Genomic DNA, 12,571 nt, shown 5'->3' with positions numbered 1-12,571 from the left:
AGTCCTGGGACGACCAGCGCGACTTCCGCGAACTGGTTGAAGGGAATGAAAAAATCACTGACCTCCTCAGTCCTGAAGAGATTGACGACGCCTTCGACTACCACTACCACCTCCAACGGGTAGATGAAATCTTTGAACGACTCGGCATCTAAAAATGTGCGTCAAGCTACGCAGTCTAAAATAGAACACCCCAGCAAGGATTACTTGATCCCTGCTGGGGTGTTTTTATCTAGTTAGGAAGCCACAAACAGAAGCATTGAATGTAGCTTCGAAATCGAGACCCCACAATCAATCCCCTCGATTGTGGCTTCCTGGCCGTGAATCCACAAACAGAGGCCTGGATTGTGGATTGGCAAAATTGAAGTCACAAATAGAGGCTTCGATTGTGGGCTAGCAAGCTTGAAGCCACAATCAATCCTCTCAACTGTGGCTTCCAAGCACGAGCTAAAAAATCAATGGACCGCTCATGGCCCCATAAGCTGTATAGAAATTCCTCAATTTTTTTCCTTGGTGTTTGTAGAAGAAATCTTGGACAAAATCAGTCAAGTGCTTGACTTCTGGAATCTCCAGCCGCTCTTTGGCAGAAAACTTTTTCAAGGTATTGTAGGTCAGTACAAGGGCCTGGTCAATATTCTTGTTTTCCTGGATGACCTGTACGGCTTCTAGGAGAGCCTCCTTCGTCTGGTCGGGAAAAGAAATTTTCTTGCAATTATAGACCCCTGCAATCAAATCGAAGAGGACTTGGCTTTCATCCTTTGTCATCAGAGCTTGCTTTTTCATCTTAGGTCATCTTCTTTCTTCATTTATATTATATTCTTTTTATTTATAAATACTACAAAATATAATTTCATTGAACATTTAACGATTAAGTTCAAAAGCGGAAGGGATTGTCTTCCTAACAGCGATCCCTAAAAAGCCAATCTCTGCATAATTCGTTTTCTTGATAGTATTAAAAGAATAAACGGTTAAAAGGTCCGTTTATACAACAAAACACGAACAATTATAAAATAAAATAGGATAATGTATGTTATTAGCTATTTTCTTGTGTTATAGTATTAGGGAAAAGGAAAGGGGTTATGGAAATGCCAGATGTTGCAGTGATTATGGGATCAAAATCCGATTGGGAGACCATGCGTGAAGCCTGCCGGGTTTTGGATCAATTTGGGATTGCTTATGAAAAGCGGGTAATTTCAGCCCACCGGATGCCGGATGAAATGTTCGCCTTTAGCGAATCTGCGCGGGCACGAGGCATCCAAGTGATAATTGCGGGAGCAGGTGGGGCGGCCCACCTGCCAGGTATGCTAGCTGCTAAGACGACCCTACCGGTAATTGGGGTCCCTGTTCAGTCTCGGGCCTTGAGTGGCTGGGATTCCCTCCTCTCTATTGTGCAGATGCCAGGGGGGGTGCCGGTGGCGACAACGGCTATTGGGACATCAGGCGCTAAGAATGCGGGACTCCTGGCTGTCCAGATTCTCAGCCTCCAGGACCGTGACTTGGTTGACCGTCTGACAGCCTACCGCCAAGCCATGCGCCAGGCTGCTAAAGAAAGTGGTGACCAACTTGACTAAGACCATCTTACCGGGACAAACGATTGGAATTATCGGCGGTGGTCAGCTGGGACATATGCTGGCCCAGTCTGCCAAGGCTATGGGCTTTAAGGTCGGCATCCTCGATCCAGGGGCTAATTGTTCGGCTGCCCAGGTGTCGGACTTCCACTACCAGAAGGCCTATGATGACCGGGAAGCCCTAGCCGCCTTTGCGGATGCCTGCGATGTCTTGACCTTTGAATTTGAAAATATTGATACCGACAGCCTCCAAGCCTTGGGGGACCGGGTCTACCTGCCCCAGGGCACCGAGCTTTTGGCAAAGACTCAGGACCGTTTGACGGAGAAGGCCTTCCTCCAAGCGGCTGGGGCCCAAGTGGCGCCTTATTGCCGGGTAGCTAGCCTGGCTGATTTAGAAGCAGGCCTGGACCAATTAGGCTATCCCGCTGTTTTGAAGACGACCCGTTTCGGCTATGACGGCAAGGGCCAGCAGGTTTTCCGTTCAGTCCAAGATATCGACCAGGCGGCAGAACTCATAAAGGACCAGGTCTGCATCTTGGAAGCTTGGGTGCCCTTCACCAAGGAATTGTCCGTTATGGCAGTGGGCAAGCCGGGCGGAGACCTGGTGACCTTCCCGGTGGCCGAGAATATTCACTCTGACAATATTCTCTTTGAATCTATCGTACCGGCCAGGATTTCAGCAGAGCTCCAGGCTAAGGCGGATCGGGTCGCCCGGCAGATTGCGCGGGCTGGCCACTTGGTCGGCACGCTAGGGATTGAGATGTTCCTAACGGCAGATGGGAAAATTTTGATCAATGAACTGGCTCCTCGTCCGCATAATAGCGGCCACTATACCATTGAAGCGTGTGACTTCTCCCAGTTCGATCTCCATATCCGGGCCATCTGCAACTGGGACCTGCCCAAGCCCCGGCTCCTCCAGCCCGCACTCATGGTCAATGTTCTCGGCCAAGACCTAGCCGCTTTCGAGGAAGCCTTGGACCAGGCCAGCCACTGGCACCCCCACCTCTACGGCAAAGACCAGGCCAAAGTGAACCGCAAGATGGGTCACTTGACCCTCTTGACAGATGATACCGATCAAAGTCTAAAAGAAATTAAAGCGACACAAATTTGGAAGCGAGGATAAGTAATGACTGATAAGCACTTAATCTATTCCGGTAAGGCTAAGGACCTCTACCAAACGGACCAAGCCGGCATTCTCAAGATGGTTTACAAGAACCAGGCCACAGCAGGCAACGGGGCCAAGAAGGAAGAAATCCCTGGTAAGGGTGCCCTCAACCAAGCCATCACCCAGTTGATCTTCACTTATTTAGCCGACCGGGGCATTCCAACCCACCTGGTGGAAGTCCTAAATGCTCGTGAAGAATTGGTTAAGGCAGCCGACATGTTCCCCCTAGAAGTCGTCTTCCGCAATTATGCCGCCGGGAGCTTTGTCAAGCGGCTCGGTGTCGACAAGGGAACCGAAATTCCAGGTGGGGTCCTAGAATTCTTCTACAAGGCCGACGCCTTGAATGACCCCTTTATCAATGATGAAAATATCCGCTTCCTCCAAGCTGCGACGGAAGGAGAGCTCCAAGAGATTAAGCGGTTGACCCGGCAGATTAATGCCCTTTTAGTTGATTTATTCAAGCAAGCTGGGCTCATCCTAGTTGATTTCAAGCTCGAATTCGGCCGCACAGCCGATGGAGCAATTGTGCTTGCTGACGAATTTTCTCCAGACAATGCCCGACTCTGGGATATAGAAACAAAAGAATCCTTTGACAAAGACATCTTCCGCAACGATGAAGGGGATATGATTCCTTTCTATGAAGCGGTACTCAGCCGACTCGAAGCCGTGACCCAAGCTTAAGACCACAAGGAGGACCATGATGTATCAAGTAGAAATTTTTGTAACCTATAAGGAATCGATCTTAGATCCCCAAGGCGAAGCGATCCAAGAAGCCGTCAACCAGATGGGCTATCGCGAAGTGGAAAGCGTCCGCCAGGGCAAGTACTTTGAACTGGAAATCTCTAAGGATGTCGCCGATGTCCAAGCAACCGTTGAAGCCATCTGCGACAAACTCTTGGCCAATGTCACCATGGAAGCTTACCGCTATACGATTAAGGAGGCTTAAGCATGAACTTTGCTGTGATTCAATTTCCAGGTTCCAATTGCGACGAGGATATGTTCCACGCCATCCGGGACATCCTGGGTGAAGAGGTGGCCTTTGTCTCTTCTGACGCCAGCGACTTGTCGGGCTATGATGCAGTCATGGTACCGGGCGGCTTTTCCTTTGGCGACTACTTGCGCTCTGGGGCCATCGCTCGTTTTACCCCTATTATGACAGCCTTAAAAGCTTTCGCAGAATCAGGCAAGTTAGTCTTAGGGACCTGCAATGGTTTTCAGATTCTCTGTGAGGCGGGGCTCTTGCCTGGGGCCTTCTTGCGCAACCGCGACCTCCACTTTGTTTGCAAGCACCAAACCTTAAAGGTGGAAAACAACCAGACGGCCTTCACTAGCCGCTACCAAGCTGGGGAAGCAATCAGCCTGCCCATTGCCCATGGCGAAGGCAATTATTACTGCGATCCAGCTACCTTAGAGGAATTGCGCGCCAACCAGCAGATTGTTTTTACCTATGCGGGGGACAATCCGAATGGGTCAACGGCTAATATTGCGGGGATCTGCAACCAGGCGGGCAATGTGATCGGCCTCATGCCCCATCCAGAAAGGGCGGTAGAGGCCTTGATTGGCGGCGTTGACGGCCTGCGGGTTTTTGAATCGATGCGGGACACTTATGAGAAGAACTTAGGAGGGCAAGCTTAATGGCGACACAAGAACTGACAGCAGAAGCAATCCAAGAGCAGAAGATCTACCAAGAATGGGGCTTGACGGATGAGGAGTATGCCTTGATCCGGGATAAGATCCTCGGCCGCCTGCCCAATTACACAGAGACCGGCCTCTTCTCGGTCATGTGGAGTGAACACTGCTCCTACAAGAACACCAAGCCAATCTTGCGGACCTTCCCTTCTGAAGGGCCCCAGGTTCTCCAAGGGCCAGGTGAGGGAGCCGGGATTGTGGATATTGGCGATGGTCAGGCCGTGGTCTTCAAGGCTGAGAGCCACAACCACCCCTCAGCGGTTGAACCCTATGAAGGGGCGGCCACTGGGGTCGGCGGGATTATCCGCGATATCTTCAGTATGGGGGCTCGCCCCATCGCTGTTTTGGATTCTTTGCGCTTCGGTGAATTAGATGATGCCCGGACCAAGTACATCTACCAAGAAGTGATCAACGGGATTGCGGGTTACGGCAACTGTATCGGTATTCCGACGGTGGGAGGCGAGATCGCCTTCGATAATTGCTACCGCGGCAACCCCCTAGTCAATGTGATGTGTGTCGGCCTCATGGACCAAAAAGATATCCAAAAGGGCCGGGCAGCCGGCGTCGGTAATACCATCCTCTATGTCGGGGCTAAGACGGGTCGGGACGGCATCCACGGAGCTACCTTCGCCAGTGCGGAATTTAGCGATGAGCACGAGAGTCAACGGTCAGCTGTCCAAGTGGGCGATCCCTTTATGGAGAAACTCCTCCTGGAAGCCTGCCTGGAAGTGATCCAAACTTGCCAGGACGAATTGGTCGGCATCCAGGATATGGGGGCGGCAGGTCTGGTGTCTTCAAGCTCTGAAATGGCCTCCAAGGCAGGAACAGGACTCCGCCTCAACCTCGACCAAGTTCCCCAACGCGAAAAAGATATGACCCCTTACGAAATGATGCTGTCCGAGTCCCAGGAAAGGATGCTCCTCTGTGTGAAGAAGGGCAAGGAAGCCAAGATTCAAGCCATCTTCGACAAGTACAAGCTCCATGCGGTTAAGATCGGCGAAGTAACGGATGATGGCCGCTACCGGCTCTTCCACCAGGGCCAAGAAGTAGCCAATGTGCCGGTGGATGCCTTAGCTGAATCAGCTCCTGAATACCAGCGCCAAGGAAAGCGGCCTGAGCGTTTAGCCCAAGCGACCGCTAGCCAATACCAGCCCCAATTCACTGATGCCAAAGCGACCTTGGAAGCCCTCCTCCAACAGGGGACCATCGCCTCCAAACGGTCGGTCTATGAAAGCTATGACAGCATGGTCCGGACCTCAACCGTCCAAGGACCGGGGAGCGATGCCGCTGTTCTCCGCATCCGTGGCACCCAAAAAGCCCTCGCCATGACGACCGACTGCAATGCCCGCTATATTTACCTAGATCCTGAACGCGGGGGCCAAATGGCGGTCAGTGAAGCAGCCCGCAATATCGTCGCTAGCGGGGGCCAACCCCTCGCCATCACGGACTGCTTGAACTACGGCAACCCAGAAGATCCGGAAATCTTCTATGAACTCGCCCAGTCCGCTGCTGGCATCGCCCAAGCCTGCCGCCAGCTCAAGACGCCAGTGATTTCAGGCAATGTTTCCTTAAATAATGAAAGCAATGGCCAAGCCATTTACCCAACGCCGATGATTGGCATGGTCGGTTTAATCCGGGATCTTTCAGAAATCACCACGCAAAGCTTCAAGCAGGCTGGGGACCTGATCTACAGCATCGGGGTGACCAGTGATGCCTTCAACGGGTCTGAGCTCCAGTACTTAGAGATCGGCCAAATTTCGGGCCAACTCTTTGACTTCGACCTCGACCAAGAAGCTGCCAACCAAGAAGCGGTTCTCAAGGCCATCCAAGCAGGCTACCTGGCCTCTGCCCACGACCTGAGCGAGGGGGGCTTGGCTGTCGCTTTAGCGGAGTCTGCCTTTAAGACCGGATTGGGCCTAGAAGCGACTTATCCAGGCCCCATCCGCCAAGTCTTCAGCGAAAACCAGTCGCGCTTTATTGTCAGTGTGCATCCCGATAAACAGGCGGCTTTTGAAGCTGACTTTGGCGACACATTTAACTTATTAGGTCGGGTGACGACCGAAGCCAGCTACCGCCTAACAGCTGATGATGGGCAAATTGAAGCCGATGTCGAAGAATTACAAGCACTATGGGAAGGGGCCTTAACGTGTCAACTGAATGCCACAAGCAAATAGTTTCTGAAGGGGACTACCTGTCTACCTATATTGATGAGGCCCACTATGACCTGCCCCATGAAGAATGCGGCTTGATTGGAATCTGGAACCACAGCCAGGCTTCCCGCCTGGTCTTCTACGGACTCATGGCCCTCCAACACCGGGGCCAGGAAGGAGCGGGGATTACCGCACTGGACAGCCAGGGACAGATGAAGGATATCCGGGGCCTGGGCCTAGTCAGTGAAATCTTTAAGGCCAAGGACCAATTCGACTATCTCCAAGGCCGGGCTGCCCTGGGACATGTGCGCTATGCCACGTCAGGCGAGCACTCCCTCCACAATATCCAGCCCTTCCTCTTCCATTTTGAAGCGGGGGACATGGCCCTGGCCCACAATGGCAACCTGGTCAATGGCCGGGCCCTGCGCCGGGACTTGGAAAAGAAGGGGGCAATCTTCCGGTCCACTTCGGATAGTGAGGTCCTCATGCACTTAATCCGCCACAGCCAGGAAGATAAGTTCTTGGACCAAGTCAAGGACGCCCTGAACCAAATCAAGGGAGGCTTTACCTATATCTTGCTGACCGACCAAGCCTTGATTGGGGCCTGTGACCCTAATGGCTTCCGGCCTCTGGTTGTCGGTCAATTGGCGAATGGCTCTTATGCCATGGCCAGCGAGTCCTGCGCCCTGGACCAAATTGGGGCAGAAGCCCTCTTCGATGTCCAACCGGGTGAGCTCATTGTTATCGACAGCCAGGGCATTCAGCGCCAATACTATACGGCGGACCGTCAACAGGCCATTTGTTCCATGGAATATATTTATTTTGCCCGTCCGGATTCTACTATCCATGACATTAATGTGCACACAGCTCGCAAGCAATGCGGGGCGCGCCTGGCCCAGGAAGCGCCAGCGCCAGGGGCTGATTTCGTGGTCGGCGTCCCCAATTCCTCTCTATCAGCGGCTAGCGGTTATGCGGAAGCGGCCCAGCTCCCCAATGAAATGGCCCTGGTGAAGAACCAGTATGTGGGCCGGACCTTTATCCAGCCCAGCCAGGAAGAGCGGGAGCGCGGAGTCCGTATGAAATTATCGGCCGTCCGTAAATTGCTGGAAGGCAAGCGGGTGGTCATGGTGGATGACTCCATTGTGCGGGGGACGACTTCCAAGCGGATCGTCAGCCTCTTGCGCGAGGCAGGCGCCAAGGAAGTCCATGTCCGGATTGCCTGTCCGCCCCTTAAGTACCCTTGTTTCTACGGGATTGATATTTCAACGACCCGCGAATTGATCGCTGCCAACCATGACGTGGATGAGATCTGCGACTTGATAGGGGCCGACTCCCTGGCTTTTCTCAGTGAGGAAGGTCTGATGGAAGGGATTGGTCTAGAAAGCCATGCACCTTACGGGGGTCTCTGCATGGCCTACTTTAACGGCGACTACCCGACCGGCCTCTATGACTATGCCGAAGAATACTACCGCGCCTTAGAAGAAAGGGAGGAAAAGCATGGATAATGCCTACAGCCAAGCCGGTGTGGATGTGACCGCAGGCTATGAAGCCGTCCGCCGCATGGCCAAACATGTCCGAAAAACCCAGCGTCCAGAAGTCCTCAGCCAACTAGGGGGATTCGGGGCTGCCTTCGCTTTGAAAGATTTTAACTACCAAGATCCCGTCCTCGTCTCAGGAACAGATGGGGTAGGGACCAAGCTCCTGCTCGCCATCCAAGCCCAGGTCTACGACCAAATTGGGATCGATTGCGTGGCCATGTGCGTCAACGATATCCTGGCCCAGGGAGCGGAGCCCCTCTTCTTCCTCGATTACCTAGCCGTGGCCAAGAACGATCCGGCGATTATCGAAGCCATTGTCAAGGGGGTCTGCACGGGCTGCCAAGAAGCTGGTGCAGCCCTGATCGGCGGAGAGACGGCCGAGATGCCGGACATGTACACCGGGGACGACTTTGACTTGGCCGGCTTTGCGGTGGGCTTAGCTGACCGCAAGACCCTGATCCAAAAAAGTGACGTCCAAGCAGGGGATATCCTTATTGGCCTAGCTTCTTCAGGCCTCCATTCCAATGGTTATTCCCTGGTGCGCAAGGTCTTCTTCAAGGACCATGACTTCGCACTCGACGCTCCCTTAGATTTATTACCCCAAGCTGCCAGCCTGGGAGAGGAATTGCTCAAGCCGACCCGGATCTATGTGGCGTCCCTCCTACCCCTGGTACGAACAGGGAAAATCCATGGCCTGGCCCATATTACAGGGGGCGGCTTTGTCGAAAATATTCCCCGCATGCTGCCTGAAGGGCTCTGTGCCCAGATCGACCGGGGGACCTGGCCTGTCTTAGATATTTTCAAGGCCCTGGCCCACTATGGTCAAATTTCTGAAGCCGATCTTTACGAAATCTTCAATATGGGAATCGGCATGGTGGCAGCGGTGGCCCCTAACGAACGTGATGCGGTCTTAGCTGCCTTAGAGGATGCCGGAGAAACCGCTTATGTTATCGGCCAGGTTGTCGAGGATGATGACCGAGCCATCCAGATTCGCTAAGGAGGTCTTTATGCGTTGTGCTGTCTTTGCATCCGGTAATGGGTCCAACTTCCAGGCCTTGGCCCAAGCTTTTTCAAAGGGTCAGGAAGGGATTGAGATTGTCTTTCTCTTCTCGGACCAAGCGGGGGCTTATGCCCTAGAGCGCGCCCAGGACTTAGGGATTAAGACCTACCAGTTCAGTCCCCAAGACTTCCCGAGCCGCCAAGCCTATGAAGAAGCCTTGCTTCAAATCTGCCAGGAAGAAGCCATCGAGTTGGTCGTTTTAGCTGGCTACATGCGGGTCCTCCATGCCCCCCTGCTCCAAGCCTACCCCCAAGCCATTATTAATATTCATCCGTCTCTTCTCCCAGCCTTTCCTGGGCGTCACGGCATTCGTGAGGCCTATGAAGCGGGGGTGGAGCAGACCGGGGTGACCGTCCATTATGTGGATGCAGGCATTGACAGCGGGGAGATTATCCGCCAAGCCAGCCTAGCCATCCGACCGGGGGAGACTTTGGCCGACCTGGAAGCGCGCATCCATGACCTGGAACACCAAGTTTATCCAGCTGTTATTCGTCAATTGAAAGGAAGAGAAAATGCCTAGAGCCTTAATCAGTGTGTCAGATAAGACCGGAATTGTTGCTTTTGCCCAATTTTTAGCCGACCAAGGGATTGACATTATTTCGACGGGGGGAACCCTCCGAGCCCTCAATGAGGCGGGGGTTCCAGCGACGGCTGTGGAGGAAGTGACTGGCTTCCCGGAAATTCTGGATGGCCGGGTCAAGACCCTCCACCCTAAGATCCATGGGGGCCTCCTCGCCCGTCGCGACCAGGCCAGCCACCTTCAAGCCTTGGCCGACCATGGGATTGAAGCCATCGACTATGTGGTGGTCAACCTCTACCCCTTCAAGGCGACCCTGGCCCAGGCCCATGCGAGCCACGCCGACCTGATTGAAAACATTGACATCGGTGGCCCCTCCATGCTGCGGAGTGCGGCCAAGAACTACCAGTCGGTGACTGTCCTTACCGACCCCGCTGACTATGACCGGGTCCAAAAGGAAGTCGCGGCTGAGGGCCAGACCAGCCTGGACTTGAGGGCTCACTTGGCGGCTAAGGTCTTCCGACAAACGGCCCAGTACGATGCCCTGATTGCCCAGTACCTGACGAACTTTGTCGGCGAAAGCGAACCGGAAAAGCTTACTTTGACCTATGACCTCAAACAAGAGCTCCGCTATGGGGAGAACAGCCACCAAGCTGCTGCCTTCTACCAAGAGCCCCTAGCTCCGTCCTATAGCCTGGTCCAAGCTCAACAGCTCCAAGGTAAGGCCCTCTCCTACAATAATATTAAGGACGCCGATGCCGCTCTGCGGATGATTGCGGAATTCCAAGTCCCCGCTGTCATTGCGGTCAAACACATGAACCCCTGTGGCATGGGTTTAGGCGAGACCATTGAACTCGCCTTCCAGCGCTGTTATGAAGCCGATTCCCAGTCCATCTACGGGGGGATTGTGGTTGTCAACCGGCCGGTGACCCGGGCTTTGGCTGAAGCCCTCCAGCCGATTTTCTTAGAGATTGTGATTGCGCCCTCTTTTGATGCCGAAGCCCTAGACCTACTGGCAAGCAAGAAAAACTTACGCCTCTTGGCCCTGGACCACTTCGATCAGAGTCCTGCTCCAGCTAAGGAATATGTGTCGGTGATGGGGGGGCTTTTGGTCCAAGACCAGGACATTCCCCAAGCGGTCCACGCTTCCGACTGGCCAGCCATGGGTCAGATAGCAGCTGACCCCAAACAGGACCAGGCCTTGGAATTAGCTTGGAAGTTGGTCAAACACGTGAAATCCAATGCCATTGTGGTGGCTAATGATGTGCAGAGTCTAGGGATTGGAGCTGGCCAGATGAACCGGGTGGGGGCCTGCGAATTGGCCATCCAAGAAGCCCTGGCTAATCCCCATGGGGTGGACCGGTCGAATATGGTCCTCGCCAGTGATGCCTACCTGCCCATGGCCGATACGGCTGAATATGCGGTCTCTCATGGCATCAAGGCGATCGTCCAGCCCGCAGGTTCCATCCACGATGACGATTCCATTGCAGTGACCGATGCGGCCCAGATACCCATGTTGAAAACGGGCCGGAGACACTTTAGACACTAGGAGGTTGGAATGAAAGTATTAGTGATTGGTGGGGGCGGCCGTGAACACGCCCTAGCCCGCAAATTTATGCAGAGTGACCAGGTGGACCAGGTCTATTGCGCACCCGGTAATCCAGGTATGGCAAGTGATGGGATCAAATTAGTCCCCCTAGCTGTTGACCAGGTTGATGAGCTTTTGGCTTGGGCCCAAGCGACCGAGATTGACTGGACCTTTGTTGGCCCTGAGCTCCCCCTTTTCTTGGGCATCGTGGACCGCTTTCGGGCTGCGGGGCAAAAAATTTTTGGCCCCAGCCAGGCAGCAGCTCGCTTGGAATCTTCCAAGAAATTTGCCAAGGAGATCTTGGTTGAGAACGGGATTCCCACAGCCCACTACCAGGTTTTTACAGACTTTCCAACGGCCCAGGCCTATATCCAAGCGGCGTCATTTCCCTTGGTCATCAAGGCGGATGGGCCAGCTGCCGGTAAAGGTGTGGTCATTGCCCAGGACCTAGCGTCAGCCGAAGCCGCCTTGGCCGATATCTTGGAGGACAAGCGCTATGGGAGCCAATCCCAGGTCGTGGTGGAAGAGTGTTTGACTGGCCCAGAATTTTCCTTCTTTAGCTTGGTCCATGATGGCCAGGTCCTCCACCTGCCCACTGCCCAAGACCACAAGCGGGCCTATGACCAGGACCGCGGTCCTAATACGGGTGGGATGGGGGCCTATGCGCCGGTGCCTTTTGTGAGCGAAGCCCTCTACCAAGAAGTGGTCCGCACGATTGTCGATCCCTTGCTCCAGGCTATGGAAGCGGCGGGACATCCCTATAGCGGTGTTCTCTATACCGGGCTCATGCTGACGGCTGAGGGGCCTAAGGTGATTGAATTCAATACTCGCTTTGGCGATCCCGAAACCCAGATCCTCATGCCCTTGTTGGGAGACGATTTCGCTGAGACCATTGACCAGCTCTTGGAGGGCCAGCCTGCCCAGTTGACCTTGAATGAGACAGGGCCTAGCCTGGGGGTGGTCCTGGCAGCGGAAGGTTATCCGACGCCCTATGCCAAGGGGATGGACCTGACCCCTCTCGTTCAAGCTTGTCCCTCAGAAATTTCTCTAATCTATGCAGGAGTGGGCGAAAAGTCAGGTCACTTGACCGCTCAGGGTGGCCGCATCCTCATGGCCGTGGCCCAGGGAAGAGATCTGACCCAAGCTGCTGAGCGAGTCTATGCCTTACTCGACCAACACCCCATCCCACAGACCTTCTACCGTCACGACATTGGTGGCCAAGCCATCACCCAGCCTAAGGAGGAAAAGATTTCATGATTCCACGCTATACCCGTCCCGAAATGGCCCGAGTTTGGTCCG

The 12,571-nt window shown here is 53.9% G+C and carries 12 protein-coding genes and 1 pseudogene; 12 read left to right on the top strand and 1 reads right to left on the bottom strand.

Annotation, left to right across the window (positions count from 1 at the left end):
• Positions 1 to 152, top strand: a pseudogene (locus tag HMPREF3090_RS09645) (adenylosuccinate lyase); the annotation flags it as partial.
• Positions 153 to 444: 292 nt separating this feature from the next.
• Here the strand turns inward: HMPREF3090_RS09645 and HMPREF3090_RS06310 are convergent.
• A complete protein-coding gene (locus HMPREF3090_RS06310) occupies positions 445 to 762 on the bottom strand; it encodes a hypothetical protein (protein ID WP_143485110.1) in 318 nt (105 codons plus the stop codon).
• Positions 763 to 1,082: 320 nt separating this feature from the next.
• Between HMPREF3090_RS06310 and purE the strand changes: the two genes are divergently transcribed.
• Genes purE through purD form a run of 11 tightly spaced genes read left to right on the top strand, consistent with a single transcriptional unit; the run spans position 1,083 to position 12,529 of the window.
• Positions 1,083 to 1,568 (top strand): 5-(carboxyamino)imidazole ribonucleotide mutase, encoded by a 486-nt coding sequence (gene purE, locus HMPREF3090_RS06305; protein ID WP_067976554.1) that lies wholly within the window; start codon positions 1,083 to 1,085, stop codon positions 1,566 to 1,568.
• Positions 1,561 to 2,688 (top strand): 5-(carboxyamino)imidazole ribonucleotide synthase, encoded by a 1,128-nt coding sequence (gene purK / locus HMPREF3090_RS06300; protein WP_067973523.1) that lies wholly within the window; start codon positions 1,561 to 1,563, stop codon positions 2,686 to 2,688. Before purE ends, purK begins: the two co-directional genes overlap by 8 nt.
• A gap of 3 nt (positions 2,689 to 2,691) precedes the next feature.
• Positions 2,692 to 3,411, top strand: coding sequence for a phosphoribosylaminoimidazolesuccinocarboxamide synthase (gene purC / locus HMPREF3090_RS06295; RefSeq protein WP_067973519.1), 720 nt, complete (start codon positions 2,692 to 2,694; stop codon positions 3,409 to 3,411).
• A 16-nt stretch (positions 3,412 to 3,427) separates the two neighbouring features.
• Positions 3,428 to 3,676 (top strand): phosphoribosylformylglycinamidine synthase subunit PurS, encoded by a 249-nt coding sequence (gene purS, locus HMPREF3090_RS06290; RefSeq protein ID WP_230080838.1) that lies wholly within the window; start codon positions 3,428 to 3,430, stop codon positions 3,674 to 3,676.
• Positions 3,677 to 3,678: 2 nt separating this feature from the next.
• On the top strand, positions 3,679 to 4,365 hold the full coding sequence (gene purQ, locus HMPREF3090_RS06285; RefSeq protein ID WP_067973513.1) for a phosphoribosylformylglycinamidine synthase subunit PurQ: 687 nt from the start codon (positions 3,679 to 3,681) through the stop codon (positions 4,363 to 4,365).
• Complete coding sequence (purL, locus tag HMPREF3090_RS06280; RefSeq protein WP_067973510.1) at positions 4,365 to 6,593, top strand: phosphoribosylformylglycinamidine synthase subunit PurL; 2,229 nt, start codon at positions 4,365 to 4,367, stop codon at positions 6,591 to 6,593. The genes purQ and purL overlap by 1 nt, the downstream gene beginning before the upstream one ends.
• Positions 6,594 to 6,610: 17 nt before the next feature.
• On the top strand, positions 6,611 to 8,074 hold the full coding sequence (gene purF, locus HMPREF3090_RS06275) for an amidophosphoribosyltransferase (RefSeq protein ID WP_230080842.1): 1,464 nt from the start codon (positions 6,611 to 6,613) through the stop codon (positions 8,072 to 8,074).
• Positions 8,067 to 9,104: a phosphoribosylformylglycinamidine cyclo-ligase gene (gene purM, locus HMPREF3090_RS06270; protein ID WP_067973506.1), complete on the top strand. Its 1,038-nt coding sequence runs from the start codon at positions 8,067 to 8,069 to the stop codon at positions 9,102 to 9,104. The genes purF and purM overlap by 8 nt, the downstream gene beginning before the upstream one ends.
• A gap of 10 nt (positions 9,105 to 9,114) precedes the next feature.
• Complete coding sequence (purN, locus tag HMPREF3090_RS06265) at positions 9,115 to 9,687, top strand: phosphoribosylglycinamide formyltransferase (protein ID WP_067973490.1); 573 nt, start codon at positions 9,115 to 9,117, stop codon at positions 9,685 to 9,687.
• The gene (gene purH, locus HMPREF3090_RS06260) at positions 9,680 to 11,233 is read left to right on the top strand and encodes a bifunctional phosphoribosylaminoimidazolecarboxamide formyltransferase/IMP cyclohydrolase (protein WP_070486192.1); all 1,554 of its coding nucleotides are present in this window, start codon (positions 9,680 to 9,682) and stop codon (positions 11,231 to 11,233) included. Before purN ends, purH begins: the two co-directional genes overlap by 8 nt.
• A gap of 9 nt (positions 11,234 to 11,242) precedes the next feature.
• Positions 11,243 to 12,529 (top strand): phosphoribosylamine--glycine ligase, encoded by a 1,287-nt coding sequence (gene purD, locus HMPREF3090_RS06255; protein ID WP_067973486.1) that lies wholly within the window; start codon positions 11,243 to 11,245, stop codon positions 12,527 to 12,529.
• Positions 12,530 to 12,571: the final 42 nt, after the last annotated feature.

Source organism: Aerococcus sp. HMSC23C02 (assembly GCF_001806805.1).
GTDB classification, from domain to species: Bacteria; Bacillota; Bacilli; order Lactobacillales; family Aerococcaceae; genus Aerococcus; species Aerococcus sanguinicola.
The sequence above is the reverse complement of the archived record's forward strand: the minus strand, read 5'-3'. Positions and strand labels throughout refer to the sequence as shown.

Coding starts and splice junctions, on each gene's coding strand:
- HMPREF3090_RS06310 (WP_143485110.1), bottom strand. CDS start 762: ATGACAAAGGATGAAAGCCAAGTCCTCTTCGATTTGATTGCAGGGGTC.
- purE (WP_067976554.1), top strand. CDS start 1,083: ATGCCAGATGTTGCAGTGATTATGGGATCAAAATCCGATTGGGAGACC.
- purC (WP_067973519.1), top strand. CDS start 2,692: ATGACTGATAAGCACTTAATCTATTCCGGTAAGGCTAAGGACCTCTAC.
- purS (WP_230080838.1), top strand. CDS start 3,428: ATGATGTATCAAGTAGAAATTTTTGTAACCTATAAGGAATCGATCTTA.
- purQ (WP_067973513.1), top strand. CDS start 3,679: ATGAACTTTGCTGTGATTCAATTTCCAGGTTCCAATTGCGACGAGGAT.
- purL (WP_067973510.1), top strand. CDS start 4,365: ATGGCGACACAAGAACTGACAGCAGAAGCAATCCAAGAGCAGAAGATC.
- purM (WP_067973506.1), top strand. CDS start 8,067: ATGGATAATGCCTACAGCCAAGCCGGTGTGGATGTGACCGCAGGCTAT.
- purN (WP_067973490.1), top strand. CDS start 9,115: ATGCGTTGTGCTGTCTTTGCATCCGGTAATGGGTCCAACTTCCAGGCC.
- purH (WP_070486192.1), top strand. CDS start 9,680: ATGCCTAGAGCCTTAATCAGTGTGTCAGATAAGACCGGAATTGTTGCT.
- purD (WP_067973486.1), top strand. CDS start 11,243: ATGAAAGTATTAGTGATTGGTGGGGGCGGCCGTGAACACGCCCTAGCC.